Source organism: Micromonospora haikouensis, from assembly GCF_000876225.1.
GTDB lineage: Bacteria > Actinomycetota > Actinomycetes > Mycobacteriales > Micromonosporaceae > Micromonospora > Micromonospora haikouensis.
Genome location: NZ_JXSX01000001.1, coordinates 2,439,582 through 2,455,044, shown reverse-complemented (window position 1 = coordinate 2,455,044; position 15,463 = coordinate 2,439,582). Strand labels below are relative to the sequence as shown.

Genomic DNA, 15,463 nt, shown 5'->3' with positions numbered 1-15,463 from the left:
CCTTCCCCCTCGGGCAAGCCACAGGCTGGTGCCTGCCGGTCGCGGTGACCGGCACGAGGAGGACGTGACGTGGGGCTGCTGACCATCGGGGGGTTCGCCAGGGCCGCGCGGCTGACGCCGAAGGCGCTGCGCCTGTACGACGAGGTGGGCCTGCTCCGGCCTGCGGCGGTCGATCCCGAGTCGGGCTACCGGCTCTACGACCCGGCCCAGCTGGAGCGGGCCCGGCTGATCGCCTCGCTACGGCGCATCGGCATGCCGCTGGCCGAGATCCGTGCCGTCTGCGGGCTGCGGCCCGAGGCGGCGGCCGAGGCCGTCGACGCGTACTGGCGGCGGGTAGCCGCCGACACCGCGGAACGCGGTCGCCTCGCCACCCTCCTCGTCGGCAACCTGTCCGGAAGGGGAACCACCATGAAGCAAACCCTCACCGTCCGCCACGCCACCCGGTGCGACGCCGGGGCCACGCGGGACAGCAACGAGGACGCCGCGTACGCGGACGAGCGGCTGCTGGCCGTCGCCGACGGCATGCGCGGGCCCGGCGGCGCGGCGGCCAGCACCGCCGCGATCGACGTCCTCCGGGCGCTGGAGCCCGCCGACGTGCCGGCCGCCGAGCTGCTCGCGCTGCTGGCCGACGGGGTCGACGAGGCCCACCGCGCCGTGCGCGGGCTGGCAGTGGACCCGCACCAGCCGGTCACCACACTGACCGCGCTGCTGCGCTCCGGCTCCCGGGTGGCGCTGGTGCACGTCGGCGACAGCCGGGCGTACCTGCTGCGCGAGGGCGAGCTGCACCGGCTCACCCGGGACCACACGTACGTGCAGTCGCTGGTCGACGCCGGCCGGCTGGCCCCGGAGGCGGTCGCCGCCCACCCGCAGCGGGCCGTGCTGGTGCGCGCCCTCGGGGCCGGCGGCGAGCACGTCGAGGCGGACCTGGCGCTGCGCGCCGCCCGCGCCGGTGACCGGTACCTGCTCTGCTCCGACGGGCTCTCGGCGGTGGTCGACCCGGCGGCGGTGCGTGAGGCGCTGGGCGGGGCCGGCGGGCCGGACGAGGCCGTGGACCGGCTGGTCGCCCTCGCGTACGCCGCCGGCGCGCCCGACAACGTCGCCTGCGTGGTCGCCGACGTCGTCGCGGTGTAGCCCACGCGATGCGGTGGCCGGGCCCGTGCGGGCCCGGCCACCGCCGGTGGTGCGGAGGATTCAGCTCGCCGTGCAGGTCACCGTGGGGGCGGCGGGGGTGCCGGTGGAGCTGCCGATGAAGCCGAAGCTGGTGCTGGCCCCGGCGCCGAGCTTGCCGTTGTAGCTGACGTTGGTGGCGGTGACGCTCGACCCGCTGCTGGTCAGCGTCGCGTTCCACGCCTGGCTGATGGACTGGCCGCTGCCGAGCGTCCACTTCGCCGTCCAGCCGTTGATGGCGGCGGAGCCGGCGGTCACCTTGACCTCACCCTGGAAGCCGCCCTGCCACTGGCCGATGATCGTGTACGTCGCCGTGCAGCCGCCGGTGGCCGGCGGGGTGGTCGGCGGGGGCGTCGTAGGCGGGGGCGTGGTCGGCGGAGGGGTCGTCGGCGGGGCCGTGGTCGGCGGGGTGGTCGGGGTGACCCCCGAGTAGACCGACGCCTCCTTCGAGGTCGCCTTGATGCCGTTGGCGCCGTTGAAGATGCGCTGGCCCCACGTGGTCAGGGCGTTCGGGTTGAAGTTGGTGGTCATGTCGAGGTATTCGACGCCGCCGCCGTTGCCGCTCCACGACCAGCCCAGGTAGCCGATGCCGTTGGCCTGCGTGTACGACAGGATGGTGTCCTCGTCGGGGTTGCCGTCGGAGTGGTCGAAGCCGAACTCGCCCACCACGATCGGCAGCTTCGCGGTGCGGAACCGGCCGAGGTAGTCGGAGATCTCCGCGGCGGTGTCGAAGACGCCGTACATGTGGATGGAGAAGACGGTGTTCTTCTGCGGGTCGGCCGCGAACACCGACGCCGCGTTGTCGCGCATGGTGAACGACCAGTCCTGGCCCCAGTTGGGGGCGTCGACCATGATGGTGTGCGCGAGGCCGGCGGCGCGCAGCCGCTTGATCGCGTTGGCCGAGTCGGTGGCCCAGGTGCCGTAGCCCTGGTTGCCGTACGGCTCGTTGCCGATGTTGACGATCACGTACTTCTCCTGGCCGGCGAGGGCGCTGGAGATGCTCAGCCAGTAGTCGACCGCCCGGTCCAGGGTGATCGCGCCGCTCTGCTCGCCGTAGCCGGTGGTGTCGTGCACCTCCAGGACGCAGATCAGCTTGTTCGCCTTGCACAGGGAGATGACGTTGGCGACGTCGGCCGTGTCGTTCTTGGCCCAGCGGTCGCCGCTGGCCAGCACCACCCGCACCGTGTTCGCGCCGAGCGCCTTGATGTTGGCGAAGGAACTGGTCTGCTGCTGGTACCAGGTGTGGGCGTGGTTGACGCCGCGCATGATGAACTCGTTGCCGTTGGCGTCGTACAGCTTGCCGTTGGAGACGGAGAAGCCGGCGGCGGCGTGCGCGGGCTGCCCGAAGGCGAACACGGCGGCGAGGACCGTCAGCAGGGCGACGCCCGCGACGGAGAGACGTTTTCTCATGGCCTTCCTCAGGGAGGGTCAAACCCCGTGCCCGGCGGGGGTGCGGTGGTGGTGACGAAGAAGGCGGCTGGCCCGTCAGCCGCCGTCCGGCTCCGAGACGGCGCAGGCATCAGCGTAGGCCGATCGCTGGTGTGGGGCAACCGGTTCAGTGAGTCGCGGCTCAGCGGGGATGTCCTGTGGCGGCTCGCGGGGCAGCGAGCCGCCACAGGTGCGGTCATCCCCACCACAGGATGCGACGCCCCCAGCCTGAACCGGTTAAGGCCGGACCTTACCACCCAGGGCCGCCCCGTCAAGGCCACGACGGCCGTCGAGGGTTGACCGACTCCCACGGGGGTATGCGGAGTGGATCGGGAGAGCAAAGGAGATGCGCCATGGTCAACATCGGCTACACCCTGATGTGCGAGCAGGCCGGGCCGAAGGAACTGGTCGACTACGCGGTGCGCGCCGAGGCCGCCGGCTTCGACCAGTTGGTGATCTCCGATCACTACTATCCCTGGCTCGACTCCCAGGGCCACTCCCCGTACGCCTGGTCGGTGCTCGGCGCGGTCGCCCACGCCACCAGCCGGGCCGAGCTGATGTCCTTCGTGACCTGCCCGATCCGCCGCTACCACCCCGCCGTGGTGGCGCAGAAGGCCAGCACGATCGGGGCGCTGTCGGACGGCCGGTTCACCCTCGGCCTGGGCGCCGGGGAGAACCTCAACGAGCACGTCGTCGGCGGCTGGCCGCACGTGCAGCAGCGGCACGAGATGTTCGAGGAGGCGCTGCAGATCATCCGGCCCCTGCTGAACGGGGAGACGCTGACCTTCTCCGGCAACCACTTCGACGTGCCCGACGCGTACGTCTGGGACCGGCCGGAGCGTCCGGTGCCGATGGCCGTGGCCGCGTCCGGCCGGCAGTCGGCGACGCTCGCCGCCGACTACGGCGACGGCCTCGTCGCCACCGAGCCCGACGCCCACCTGATCCAGATGTACGACGACGCGGGCGGCGCCGGGCAGCCCCGGTTCGGCCAGGTCGCCATCTGCTACGGCCCCGACGAGGCGGAGTGCCGCAAGATCGCACACGACCAGTTCCGCTGGTTCGGCATGGGCTGGAAGGTCAACGCCGAACTGCCCGGCCCGGAGTCGTTCGCCGCCGCGACGCAGTACGTCCGCGAGGACGACGTCGCCGAGGGGATCTCCTGCGGCCCGGACACCGACCGGCACGTCGCGGCGTTCAAGAAGTTCGTCGACGCCGGCTTCACCCACGTGGCGCTGGTGCAGGTCGGCGGCGACACCCAGCCCATGTTCCTCGACTGGGCCCGGGAGGAGCTGCTCCCCCGGCTCCGCGAGCTGTGAGGCGGCTGCGGCTCGCCCTGGCCCGTCGAAAGGTGCCCTGATGCGCATCGGCAACACGGAGATCCGCCCGGCGGGCGGGGGCCTCGGCTGCCTGCTGATGATCCTGTTCTCGGTCGTCGCCTCGATCGTGCTGACCGTCCTGCTCAACCTGGTCCGGTAGCCCGCCCGCCGCGCGCGGCGACGGCCGGGCCTGGTGGTGTGGCCGGAGAAGGACCGGTCACCCAGTGCCACCCGAGCGGCCGGCGACACCGATCCCGCCGCCCCCTTTGCTCTGCACCCGCATACGCATCACTCACGCAGCGCAACCGGAGCGGTTCACCCCAGGCCGCCCGCAGCCTTGCCTCCTGGGCAGCTCGCAGGGGGTGGTGCGCCGATGGGTGCAGAGCAAAGGGAGCGAGGGCACTTCGGTGACCTCAGCGGAGCATCACGGAGAGTAACGACTGCGCCCCCGCAGCCCCACGCCACCAACCACACGTAAAGTGACAACGCCGCGACGACGGCGACGGCGAGGGGTGTCAGGGGCGCAGGTTCAGGGCGCTCAGGAGGGCCCGGGTGGCCTCGCGGACCGGGGTCAGGACCGACGCGTTCAGCCAGCGGGCCGCCGGGGTGACCGTGACCCGCCAGGCGGCGCGCAGGGCGCGGCCGATTGGGGCGACGGTGTGCCGCCAGGCCCAGCGCAGGGCCAGCCCGGCGGGGCGCAGCAGCAGCCGGTGCAGGGCGCGCAGGATGCGCCCGGCAAGCCGCCAGGCGTAGGACAGGGCCGTCCAGGCCAGCCGCAGCAGCCACCACAGGCCGCGCCCGAGGGCCGTCAACGCCGGGCCGAACAGCCGCCCCACCAGGCGTACCAGCGGCACCAGCAGGTGGCGGATCAGCCAGTCGACCGCCACCACGACCAGTCGCGCCGCAGGCCGGACGAGGGTGCGGAACACCCAGCCCAGCGGACGCCGCACCAGATGCCGCGCCAGCCACGCCAGGGGCACCCAGACCAGGTGGTACGCGAGCCAGGCGAGCGGGCGCAGCACCCAGGCACGCAGGGCCCTGCCCAGCGGGCTGAGCAGCCACCGGTGCAGCAGCCGCCCGGCCCCGACGAGCAGCTCCCACAGCAGCCGGACGGGCAGCACCACGACGAGGGCGACGCCCCGGGCGAACGCGGCGACCAGCGGGGGCGGCGGCTCTGGGCGGGTGCTGGGGCGACCGGTCACGGCGGCGAGCGTAGTGGCCTGCGGCAACCGCCCGGCGGCCCGGGCGGCACGGCCGGCCCGGGCGGCACGGCGGCACGGCCGCGCGGGCGGCGGTCAGGCCGGGCGCAGGTCGAGGTCGGCCAGCACCGGGTAGTGGTCGGAGGCGTGCTCGGTGTCGCCGCCGCGCACGACGACGCAGGACCGGGCCAGCCCGGCCAGGGCCGCCGTGCCGAGGAGATAGTCCAGCCGCATGCCGGAGAACTCCACGCCGCCGCCGTGCCGCGTCGGCGCGGTCGGCCCCTCGTCGTCGCCGGGGGCGAGTGCGGCGTACAGGTCGACCAGGCCGGCGGCGGCGAGCCGGGCCACTGCCCGGGTCTCCACCGTCCGCCCGTCCCGACGCAGGTGCCGACGCCGGTACGCGGCCGGCAGCCGGGCGACGCGGTCGGTGTGGTCGACGCCCGGGGCGAGGGTGTTCAGGTCCCCGGCCAGCAGCGCCAGCGCGCCCCGCCCCACGCCGGGGGCCCGGCCGACCGCCCCCGCCAGCCAGCCCGCCTCGACCCGCCGCCGCAGCCCCGAGTACGGGTCGAGGTGCGCGCCGATCACGGTCAGCGGCCCGGCGTCGGTGGCCACGGTGACGCGTACCGCGGCGTGGTGGAACGGGCGGCGGACCGGACCGGCCGCGACGACCCGCAGCGGCGGGCGGACCAGCACCGCCACGGGCTGGCCGAAGCACGACCGGGCCAGGTGCGGCTCCATGCCCACGGCGGCGGCGAAGCCGGCCAGCACGCCGCCGGAGTCGAAGCCGCGCAGCTCCTGCGCGGCCAGCAGGTCCGGCCGGTGCGCGGCGACGACCCGGGCCACCCGGTCCAGGCGGCCGGGACCCGTCCGGTCCCGACCGCCGGTCTTGATGTTCCAGGTCATCACCCGCAGCATCGGGTCAGTCGGGGCGGCCGGCGGAGGCCAGCTCGTCGTCCAGCTCGTCGACCTGTTCGGACTCGATCGCCGGCCGGTTGCCCTCGGCGAGGTCGGCGTTGGGGCGGATCACCCAGTAGAGCAGGCCGATCCACAGGGCGCTGAGCAGGATCGCGCCCATGAAGTCGGTCGGGTGGTGCATGCCCCGGTACATCCGGGAGACCGCCACCCCCACCGGCATGACCACCGCGGTGGCCACGAAGATCCAGCGCCACCAGCGGTCGGTGCGGGGGAACACGATGAGGGCGATGGCGAGCCAGAGGCAGATGGTGGCGGCGATGTGCCCGGACGGGAACGACGAGGTGGGCATCTGCCCGTCGAGGTTCTCCACGGGCGGGCGGGGCCGGTCGACGGCGCGGGCGGAGGCGAGGAAGAGGGTCAGCTCGCCGAACATCGCCAGCGCCACGAAGAGCACCGGCCGCCAGCGCCGCCACACGGCGAGCACCAGCGGGCAGAAGACCAGCGACACCAGCAGGATCGCGTGGGTGTCGCCGAACTTGCTCCACCACCAGCTCAGGTCGGTCAACGCGTCGGTGTGCCGGTCGGCGAACCAGCGCGGGACCCCGGTGTCGAGGGTGCCGAGGAACGTGTCCTTGGCGTGGTAGCTGACGAACATGCCGAAGGCGTACAGCGCGCCGAACACCAGCACCCAGCCGACCAGCAGCTCGGCGACGGCCGAGCGGGGGTGCTCCAGCACGTGCTCCTCGGCGGGGGCCGGGGCGATGTCCCGGCCCGCCTCCGGCTCCAGGCCCTCGGTCAGCGGCGGCACCGGCCGGCCGCGCTCGCGCCGCCACAGCCGGAAGGCGTACGCGGTGACGCCCAGCCAGGCCGCGCCGAGCAGCCAGCCGCCGAGCACGTCGGAGACGAAGTGCACGCCCAGCGCGATCCGGGTCAGCCCGATCAGGGCCACCAGCACGGCGGCGACGGCGATGGCGGGCTTGCGCCAGCGGGGCGCCATGGCGGGGAGGAAGACCAGCAGGATCGCCCCGTACGCGACGAACGAGCCGAGGGCGTGGCCGCTGGGGAAGCTGTTGCCGGGGGCGCTGGCCAGCGGCACGTCCACCACGGGGCGCAGGCGGCCGACCAGGGTCTTCAGCGACGGGTCGAGGATCAGCCCGCCGACCCCGGTGATGATCAGATAGACGGCGAGCCGGGCCTGCCTGCGGATCAGCAGCCCGAGCACGGCGACGCTGACCAGCCAGATCAGCACGGGCCGCCCGCCGAGGTCGGTGATCGCCTGCAACACGGTGACCAGGGCGTGGTGCGGGGCGACGAGCCCGTTGAACCACTCGGCGGCCTCGTGGTCGGCGTGCTGGAGCGGGCTCCACCGGAAACGCACCAGCATCAGCAGCAGGCCGAAGGCGACCCCCGCGCCGACGACGGCCACCAGCCCGGCGATGCTCCGCTCGGCGAAATGGCCGAGTGGTCGCCGCACCACCTCTTTGACCGCGGTCACCCCGCACCTCCCTTGTCTGCTCTGGCGAGGCGCTTTACCCGATCCGGGCCTCCCGTACACCGGGGGGTGTCGCGCCGGGGTGTCGCGGCCAGCTCTACAGGGCGGTCATCTCGCCGGTGTCGTGGATCTCCTCGCGCTCGGTCTCGGGCTGCCACAGGTCCGGCTGGGCGGGCTCGGGCACACCGATGCGCATCGCTTCGAGCTGTGCGGCGAAGGCCAGCCCGCCGAAGAGCGCCATCCCGGTGAGGTTGGCCCAGAGCAGCAGCGCCATCATGCCGGTCAGCGCCCCGTAGGTCTGCCCGAACCCGTCACTGAACCGCACGTACGCGGCGAGCAGCAGGCTGGCCAGCCACCACAGGGCGGTGGCGATGCCGGCGCCGAGGAACAGCCAGGACAGGCCGGGCTGCTTGCGGCGGGGGGCGTGCCGGAACAGCAGGGCCACGGCGAGCACGGTCAGGCCGAGGCTCAGCGGCCAGCGGACCACGTCCCACGCGAAGGTGGCGACGTCGCCCCAGGCGTAGTTGCGGCGTACCGAATCGCCCATCGACCCGCCGCCGACCAGGATGAGGAACCCGGCGAGCGCCGGGACGCCCGCGACGAGCGCGAGGACGGCGGCCCGCAGGTACTTCCACAGGGCCGGGCGGTCCCGCTCTACGCCGTAGATCCGGTTGGCGCCGCGCTCGATCTGGGCCATCGTGGTGGTGAGCGCGACGAGGCCGGTCAGCAGGCCGAGGGTCAGCGCCAGCTCGCCGGCGTCCTCGGTGCGCTCGCCGGAGTCGAGCAGCTCACCGACCACCTGCTCGCTCTGCCCGGGGGTGAGGGCGAGCACGGTGTCGGCGACGACCCGGCCGCCCTCGTCGGCGCCGAGGTCGGTGATCAGGCCGGTGAGGGCGATCAGGAACGGCACCACGGCGAGGCAGAGCTGCAGCGCGAGGGCGCGGGAGTGACTGAACCCGTCGCCGTAGCGGAACCGGACGAACGCGTCCCGCAGCAGGCGCCAGCCGCCGTGGCGGCGCAGTGTGTGCCAGGCGTCGTCGGCGGAGAGCTCCTCGTCGGCCATGAGCCGGGTCTCGGGCACCATCCTGGTGCTACTCACGGCGGGCCTCCTCGACCAGCTCCTCGCCCCGCTCCCCGGCTGCCTCGGCGTCGGCGGCCAGGTCGGGTGCCTCCTGCGGCTGCGGCACGCAGAGCCAGAGGGCGCGGGGGCGGATCTCGGCCGCCAGCCGCCGCCCCGGTGCGATGAGGTCCCCGTCGAGCTCGCGCGGCTGGGCCCGGTTGCTGGTGACCTCCACCCGACGGGCGCGGTAGACCTCCATCCGGGGGACGCTGCCCCGGCGGCGCACCAGCGCCCAGCCCATGGCCAGCCAGTGGCGCAGGGTGCGCGGGGTGAGCACGGCGACGTCGAGCCAGCCGTCGTCCGGTTCGGCGTCGGTGAGCAGGGTGACGCCGCCCTGGAGGCGGCCGACGTTGGCCACCAGCACCGAACGGGCCCGGCGGCGCAGCGGCGGCCGGTCGTCGATGCGGATGGTGACCCGCATCGGCCGGTCGCGCAGGTGCCGGGCGGCCCCCATCACGTACGCCGGCCAGCCGATGCGGGCCTTGGTCGTCTCCGAGGTGGCGTCGAGCATCTGGGCGTCGAAGCCCATCCCGGCCATGACGGTGAAGTAGGCGTCGTCGACCGCGCCGACGTCGAGCTGGCGGCGGCCCTGCTCGACGGCCACCTCCAGCCCGGCGGCCAGGTCGGTGGAGAGGCCGAGGTTGGCGGCGAGCAGGTTGCCGGTGCCCTGGGGCAGGACCGCGAGGGCCACGTCGGTGCCGACCAGCGCGCTGACGCAGGACATCACGGTGCCGTCGCCGCCGCAGGCGAAGACGACGTCGACCCCGGCGGAGACGGCCTTCTCGGTCTGCCCCCGGCCCGGGTCCTCCGGGGTGGTCTCGAACCACAGCGGTGCCGGCCAGCCGGCGGCGCCGAGCGCCCCGTCGACCGTCTCGCGCAGCTCGTCGAGGTCGGCGACCTTCACCGGGTTGACCACCACGGCGGAGCGCAGCCCGCCGTGGTGGTCGGCCGCGCGCGCGTCCGGCGTCGAACGCGTGTTCTGCTCAGCATCCACGGCGCCAGTGTGCGCCAAATCGGTGCGGGCGGCGAGCCGGCGACCGGTGAGGTTGCGCGCACCGAAAACAGGTTTACGGGGCCGGGGTGCCCGGAACCGGCCGCGCCGCCGGCCACGTTGCGTGAGGTACGCGTCGCTGGCGCAGGGGGACCGAGGCTCGTCACCCTGCGTTGCTTCGAGCCCGCACCGCCCGACGCCGCCCGCCCCCTTTGCTCTGCACCCACGGGCGCAGCACAGCGCACGAGCTGTGGTTTCGCGGGACCGCGCAGAGTCACGCGACAACACGGCCGATTACTGTCCGCATACCGTTGCGTGGATGGGTGCAGAGCAAAGGAGGGCGGGCGGCAACGCCGCCGCCGGAGAGGCAATCACCCTGAGCCACATGGAGTCGACAGGGTGGGCCGTCGGCGAGCGGGCGAGGAAGGAGAGCCGTGGGAGGGAGTCGGGCCGCGGGCCGCGGGCCGCGGGCGGCGGGCCGCGGGCGGCGGGCGGCGGGCGGCGGGCGGGAGAAGTGAGAGGGGAGGGGGCGAGGGGAGGCGAGGGGGAAGGGAAGGGGAAGGGTGAGGGGAACCGCGAAGCGAGGGAAGGCCCGGAGAACCGGGTGGACCGGGCGGTGCGGCTAGGCCGCGGCCCGCAGGGCCAGCTCGACCCGGCGGCGCAGGTCGTCCAGGTCGAGCCCGGCCTCGGTGAGCACCAGCGCGGCCGGGCCGCCGCCCTCGCGCAGCAGCCCGAGCAGGATGTGCTCGGTGCCGATGTGCCGGTGCCGCAGCCGCAGCGCCTCGCGCAGCGAGAGCTCCAACACCTTCTTCGACCGGGGCGAGAACGGGCCGCCGGGCCGCTGCCGCTGCCGCCACCCCCACCGGCGGCGCGAGGCGGGCGCCGCCGCACGCAGCGCGTCGGGGCCGAAGGACTCCTCGATCCGGGCGACGATCGCGGCCAGGTCGATGCCGATCTCGCGCAGCGCGGCGGCGTCGGCCTCGGCGAGCCCCGCGTCGCCCTCGGCGGTGTGCCGGGCCACGGCGGCGCGCAGGTCGGCGGTGCGGACGCCCGCGGCGGACAGCACCCGGCTCGCGAGGTTGTCGGGGTCGGCGAGGACGGCGAGGAGCAGGTGCTCGGTGCCGATGGGGCGCCGCCCGGCGGCCCGCGCCTCGTGGGCGGCCTGCTTGACCACCTCGCGGGCCCGGTCGGTGAACCGTTCGAACACTATTCCTCCCAGGTGCTCGGGACCGCCGGTCGCCCGGCGTGCTTCTTGTGGACCGCCTGCCGGCTGACCTCCAACGCGTCGGCGATCTCCTGCCAGGACCAGCCCTGCCGTCGGGCGTTGTCCACCTGGACCACCTCCAGCCGTTCGAGCAGCCGGCGCAGGGCGCGCACGGCACGCAGGCCGACCCGGGGATCGGTGCTGCCGGCCGCCGCCGCGAGTTCCGTCGCGTGACTCATGGTGTCAACATACGTTGACAACCGGGCTGCGTCAACCAGAGTTGACAGCAGCGCCGGGCGGGCCGGCGCGATACCGGCCCCCGCCGGGCCGTCGGCCACTACGCTCGGTCACAGGGATCGGACCCGCCGTGCACGCCTGTCGGGGGAGGTGAGGCCGGATGACCCCACCCGCCGACGCGCCCGTGGTGGCCGCACTCGGCTCGCCGGAGTCCGCCGGGCAGGTCGTCCGGCTGGCCGCGCGGGAGGCCGCCGGCCACCGCCGCCCGCTGCGCCTGCTGCACGCCTTCAACTGGTCGGCGGCGCTGGAGGCCCCGTCGGTGACCGGCCCCCGCGCCCGGGCCGAGGAGCTGCTCGAACAGGCCGCCGCAGCCGCCGGCGAGGCGGAGCCGGCGGTGCCGGTCAGCGGCGAGATCGTCGAGGGCGCGCCGGTCGCCGCGCTGGTCCGCCGCTCCGAGTCGGCGTTCCTCGTCGTCATCGGCGACGGCGGGATGTCGCGCTGCGGCGCGTGCATCCCCGCCGACGCACCGGCGGTGCAACTCGCCGCCCGGGCCGGCTGTCCGGTGCTGGTGGTCCGCCCCGAGCCGCCACCGCAGGGCCCCGTCCTCGTCGGCGTCGACGGTTCGGCCAGCTCCCGCACGGCGCTGGCGTTCGCCTTCGGCTGCGCCGCCCGCCGGTCCGCCCGGCTGCTCGCCGTGCGGGTCGTCGAGCCGCCGCCCGAGGACCGGAACGTTCTGGGGACCGCGCGCGCCGAGCTGGCCGAAGTGGTGGCCCGGTGCGGACGCCGGCACCCGGAGGTGTCGACCGAGTGCCACGTCGTCGTCGGCGACCCCGGCGCGGTCATGGTCGAACAGTCCCGCTCCGCGCAGCTGACCGTGGTGGCCGCCCGGGGTGACGAGCCGTTGCGCGGGATGCTCGGCGCGGTCAGCCAGTCGCTGCTCTACCACTCCCCCGCCCCGGTCATCGTCGTGCGTGGACTGGTTTCCACCGCGCCGGGCGGGGCATGACGTCCCCACGGTCCGGGACCAACGGCCCTGATCGATCTCCGCCCGCACCGCGAAGCTGGACGTGGCCGGGAAGACCCGGCACCCCGGATGCGAACGTCCCCGATCCGCGAGAGGCTAACGCAGCATGGACACCGCTGTAGACCTGCACAGCCCCCTGACCGAAGACGAGCTGCGCCGGCTGGACGCGTACTGGCGGGCCGCTAACTACCTGACCGTCGGGCAGATCTACCTGCTGGACAACCCGCTGCTGCGGGAGCCGCTGCGGCCCGAGCACGTCAAGCCCCGGCTGCTGGGGCACTGGGGCACCAGCCCGGGCCTCAACCTGCTCTACGCGCACCTCAACCGGATCATCGTCAACCGGAAGCTGCCGACGATCTTCATCACCGGCCCCGGTCACGGCGGCCCCGCGCTGGTGGCCAACACCTGGCTGGAGGGCACCTACAGCGAGCTCTACCACTCGGTGAGCCGCGACGAGACCGGCATGCAACGGCTGTTCCGCCAGTTCTCCTTCCCCGGCGGCATCCCGAGCCACGTGGCACCGGAGGTGCCGGGTTCGATCCACGAGGGCGGCGAGCTGGGGTACGCGCTGAGCCACGCCTACGGCGCGGCGTTCGACAACCCCGACCTGCTGGTCGCCTGCGTCATCGGCGACGGGGAGGCCGAGACCGGCCCGCTGGCCGGTAGCTGGCTGTCCAACGTCTTCCTCAACCCGGCCCGCGACGGGGCGGTGCTGCCCATCCTGCACCTCAACGGCTACAAGATCGCCAACCCGACGGTGCTGGACCGCATCCCCACCGACGACCTGCTGGACATGATGCGCGGCTTCGGCTACCAGCCGTACGTCGTCGCGGGCGACGACCCGGCCACGGTGCACCAGACCCTCGCCGCCACCCTGGACCGGGCGGTCGACGAGATCGCCGAGATCCAGCGCCGGGCCCGCTCCGGCGGCCCCGTCGAGCGCCCCCGCTGGCCGATGATCATCCTGCGTACGCCGAAGGGCTGGACCGGCCCGGCCGTCGTCGACGGCAAGCAGGTGGAGGGCACCTACCGCGCCCACCAGGTGCCCATCGCCGAGGTGCGCGACAACCCGGAGCACCTGGCCGAGCTGGAGCGTTGGCTGCGCAGCTACCGGCCGGAGGAGCTGTTCGACCCGACCGGCGCGCCCGTCGCCGAGCTGGCCGCGCTGCCGCCGACCGGTGACCTGCGGATGAGCGCCAACCCGGTCACCAACGGCGGACGGGTGCTGCGCGACCTGGAGCTGCCGGACTTCCGCCGGTACGCCGTCGACGTCCAGCAGCACGGCGAGCCCGCGGTCGGCGCGACCGGCGTGCTCGGCGCGTGGGTCCGCGACATCATCACCGCCAACCCGCACACCTTCCGCCTCTTCGGCCCCGACGAGGTCGCCTCCAACCGGCTCGGCGCGGCCTTCGAGGTCACCGACCGGGCGTTCGTCGCCAACCGGGTCGACGGCGACGACCACCTCTCCCCCGACGGCCGGGTGATGGAGGTGCTGTCGGAGCACCTGTGCGAGGGCTGGCTGGAGGGCTACCTGCTGACCGGCCGGCACGGCATCTTCACCAGCTACGAGGCGTTCATCCACATCGTCGACTCGATGGTGAACCAGCACGCCAAGTGGCTGAAGGTGACCCGGGGCATCCCCTGGCGGGAGCCGATCGCCTCGCTGAACTACCTGCTGTCGAGCCACGTGTGGCGGCAGGACCACAACGGCTTCTCGCACCAGGACCCGGGCTTCATCGACCACGTGGTCAACAAGAAGGCCGAGGTGGTGCGGGTCTACCTGCCGCCGGACGGCAACACCCTGCTCTCCACCATGGACCACTGCCTGCGCAGCCGGCACTACATCAACGTGGTGGTGGCCGGCAAGCAGCCCGCCCCGAACTGGCTGACCATGGACGAGGCGATCCAGCACTGCCGGCGCGGCCTGGGCATCTGGGACTGGGCCAGCACCGACGGCGGCGAGGAGCCGGACGTGGTGCTCGCCTGCGCCGGTGACGTGCCGACGCTGGAGACCCTCGCCGCCGCCGACCTGCTGCGCCAGCGGCTGCCCGAGCTGAGGGTGCGGGTGGTCAACGTGGTCGACCTGATGCGCCTCCAGCCGCCGTCGGAGCACCCGCACGGCCTGCCCGACAACGAGTTCGACACCATCTTCACCCGCGACAAGCCGGTCATCTTCGCCTACCACGGCTACCCGTGGCTGATCCACCGGCTCACCTACCGGCGCGCCAACCACGACAACCTGCACGTGCGCGGGTACAAGGAGGAGGGCACCACCACCACGCCGTTCGACATGGTGATGCTCAACGACCTGGACCGGTTCCACCTGGTCATCGACGTGATCGACCGGGTGCCGGGGCTGGCCGCGCGCGCCGCGCACCTGCGCCAGGAGATGGTCGACGCCCGGCAGGCGTGCCGCGACCACACCCGCGAGTACGGCGAGGACGACCCCCGGGTCGCCGAGTGGCGGTGGATCCGGGAGACCGACGCCGAGCTGAGGAGCGGACAGTGAACGGTGACGAGATCCTCGTCGGCTACGACGGTTCCGCCGACGCCACCCTCGCCCTGAACTGGGCGCTCGACGAGGCGGAGCACAGCGGCCGGCCGATCCGCCTGGCGTACGTCTTCGAGTGGGTGACCGTGGCCGGCTGGGTCGGCCCCGGCGTGGCCCCCGGGATCTGGCCCGACGACACCGCCCGCCGGCAGGTCGAGGAGCTGGTCGCGAAGGCCGCCGCCGACGCCGCCGCCGCGCGGCCCACGGTCACCGTGCACGGGGAGGTGTTCGACGGGCCGCCGGCCCTGGTGCTGGAGGAACGCTCCGCCGAGGCGGGCCTGCTGGTGCTCGGCAGCCGCGGCCACGGCGGGTTCGGTGGCCTGCTCGCCGGCTCCACGGCCGTGTCGGTGACCGCCCACGCGCACTGCCCGGTGGTGGTGGTCCGCGACGGCGACACCCCCGCCGGGCGCACGGGCCGGGTGGTGGTGGGCGTCGACGGGTCCGACACCTCGCTGCTGGCCCTCGGGTTCGCCGTCGAGCGGGCGGCCCAGCGGGGCGTCCCGCTGCACGTGGTGCGGGCCTGGGAGCCGTCGGCCGACCGGGACCTGGGCGCCGACGACGCGGCGGCAGCGGAACGGGCGGCGCTGGACGGGCCGCTGGCCGGCTGGCGGGAGACGTTCCCCGACGTCGCGGTGACCGTCGACGTGGTGGCCGGCCGCCCGGCCGGCGCGCTGGTCGAGGCGAGCCGGGACGCCCAGCTCGTGGTGGTCGGCAGCCGGGGCCGGGGCGGGCTGCGCGGCATGCTGCTCGGCTCGGTCGGCCAGCAGCTCCTGCACCACGCCCACTGCCCGGTGGCGGTGGTCCGCGAACGCTGACGCG

At 74.2% G+C, this 15,463-nt stretch carries 13 protein-coding genes; 5 read left to right on the top strand and 8 right to left on the bottom strand.

Annotation, left to right across the window (positions count from 1 at the left end):
- The first annotated feature begins 69 nt into the window (after window positions 1-69).
- Window positions 70-1,131 (top strand): MerR family transcriptional regulator, encoded by a 1,062-nt coding sequence (locus TK50_RS10770; protein WP_043962612.1) that lies wholly within the window; start codon window positions 70-72, stop codon window positions 1,129-1,131.
- Between the two features lie 60 nt (window positions 1,132-1,191).
- On the opposite strand, the gene TK50_RS10765 is transcribed toward TK50_RS10770, so the two are convergent.
- Complete coding sequence (locus TK50_RS10765) at window positions 1,192-2,577, bottom strand: cellulase family glycosylhydrolase (RefSeq protein WP_043962611.1); 1,386 nt, start codon at window positions 2,575-2,577, stop codon at window positions 1,192-1,194.
- A gap of 371 nt (window positions 2,578-2,948) precedes the next feature.
- Between TK50_RS10765 and TK50_RS10760 the strand changes: the two genes are divergently transcribed.
- The gene (locus TK50_RS10760) at window positions 2,949-3,911 is read left to right on the top strand and encodes a TIGR03557 family F420-dependent LLM class oxidoreductase (protein ID WP_043962610.1); all 963 of its coding nucleotides are present in this window, start codon (window positions 2,949-2,951) and stop codon (window positions 3,909-3,911) included.
- 515 nt (window positions 3,912-4,426) lie between these two features.
- Here TK50_RS10760 and TK50_RS10755 read toward each other — a convergent pair.
- The 7 genes from TK50_RS10755 to TK50_RS10725 form a co-directional block, all read right to left on the bottom strand.
- Window positions 4,427-5,113: a hypothetical protein gene (locus TK50_RS10755; protein ID WP_052503680.1), complete on the bottom strand. Its 687-nt coding sequence runs from the start codon at window positions 5,111-5,113 to the stop codon at window positions 4,427-4,429.
- Window positions 5,114-5,206: 93 nt separating this feature from the next.
- Complete coding sequence (locus TK50_RS10750) at window positions 5,207-6,013, bottom strand: endonuclease/exonuclease/phosphatase family protein (RefSeq protein ID WP_422119922.1); 807 nt, start codon at window positions 6,011-6,013, stop codon at window positions 5,207-5,209.
- A 16-nt stretch (window positions 6,014-6,029) separates the two neighbouring features.
- Window positions 6,030-7,520, bottom strand: coding sequence for a phosphatase PAP2 family protein (locus tag TK50_RS10745; protein WP_043962607.1), 1,491 nt, complete (start codon window positions 7,518-7,520; stop codon window positions 6,030-6,032).
- Window positions 7,521-7,614: 94 nt separating this feature from the next.
- A complete protein-coding gene (locus TK50_RS10740; RefSeq protein WP_043962606.1) occupies window positions 7,615-8,616 on the bottom strand; it encodes a YihY/virulence factor BrkB family protein in 1,002 nt (333 codons plus the stop codon).
- A complete protein-coding gene (locus TK50_RS10735) occupies window positions 8,609-9,568 on the bottom strand; it encodes a diacylglycerol/lipid kinase family protein (protein WP_043964263.1) in 960 nt (319 codons plus the stop codon). Before TK50_RS10735 ends, TK50_RS10740 begins: the two co-directional genes overlap by 8 nt.
- A 682-nt stretch (window positions 9,569-10,250) precedes the next feature.
- The gene (locus tag TK50_RS10730; RefSeq protein WP_043962605.1) at window positions 10,251-10,835 is read right to left on the bottom strand and encodes a Clp protease N-terminal domain-containing protein; all 585 of its coding nucleotides are present in this window, start codon (window positions 10,833-10,835) and stop codon (window positions 10,251-10,253) included.
- Window positions 10,835-11,071: an HTH domain-containing protein gene (locus TK50_RS10725; RefSeq protein ID WP_043962604.1), complete on the bottom strand. Its 237-nt coding sequence runs from the start codon at window positions 11,069-11,071 to the stop codon at window positions 10,835-10,837. The genes TK50_RS10730 and TK50_RS10725 overlap by 1 nt, the downstream gene beginning before the upstream one ends.
- Before the next feature lie 158 nt (window positions 11,072-11,229).
- On the opposite strand from TK50_RS10725, the gene TK50_RS10720 reads away from it, so the two are divergent.
- The 3 genes from TK50_RS10720 to TK50_RS10710 all read left to right on the top strand — a co-directional run bounded on the left by TK50_RS10720 (window position 11,230) and on the right by TK50_RS10710 (window position 15,459).
- Complete coding sequence (locus tag TK50_RS10720) at window positions 11,230-12,075, top strand: universal stress protein (RefSeq protein ID WP_043962603.1); 846 nt, start codon at window positions 11,230-11,232, stop codon at window positions 12,073-12,075.
- A gap of 124 nt (window positions 12,076-12,199) precedes the next feature.
- The gene (locus TK50_RS10715; RefSeq protein ID WP_043962602.1) at window positions 12,200-14,602 is read left to right on the top strand and encodes a phosphoketolase family protein; all 2,403 of its coding nucleotides are present in this window, start codon (window positions 12,200-12,202) and stop codon (window positions 14,600-14,602) included.
- Window positions 14,599-15,459 carry a universal stress protein gene (locus TK50_RS10710; protein ID WP_043962601.1) on the top strand — a complete coding sequence of 287 codons (861 nt, stop codon included), beginning with the start codon at window positions 14,599-14,601 and terminating at the stop codon, window positions 15,457-15,459. Before TK50_RS10715 ends, TK50_RS10710 begins: the two co-directional genes overlap by 4 nt.
- Window positions 15,460-15,463 lie beyond the last annotated feature (4 nt).

Coding starts and splice junctions, on each gene's coding strand:
- TK50_RS10720 (WP_043962603.1), top strand. CDS start 11,230: ATGACCCCACCCGCCGACGCGCCCGTGGTGGCCGCACTCGGCTCGCCG.
- TK50_RS10715 (WP_043962602.1), top strand. CDS start 12,200: ATGGACACCGCTGTAGACCTGCACAGCCCCCTGACCGAAGACGAGCTG.
- TK50_RS10725 (WP_043962604.1), bottom strand. CDS start 11,071: ATGAGTCACGCGACGGAACTCGCGGCGGCGGCCGGCAGCACCGATCCC.
- TK50_RS10750 (WP_422119922.1), bottom strand. CDS start 6,013: ATGACCTGGAACATCAAGACCGGCGGTCGGGACCGGACGGGTCCCGGC.
- TK50_RS10765 (WP_043962611.1), bottom strand. CDS start 2,577: ATGAGAAAACGTCTCTCCGTCGCGGGCGTCGCCCTGCTGACGGTCCTC.
- TK50_RS10760 (WP_043962610.1), top strand. CDS start 2,949: ATGGTCAACATCGGCTACACCCTGATGTGCGAGCAGGCCGGGCCGAAG.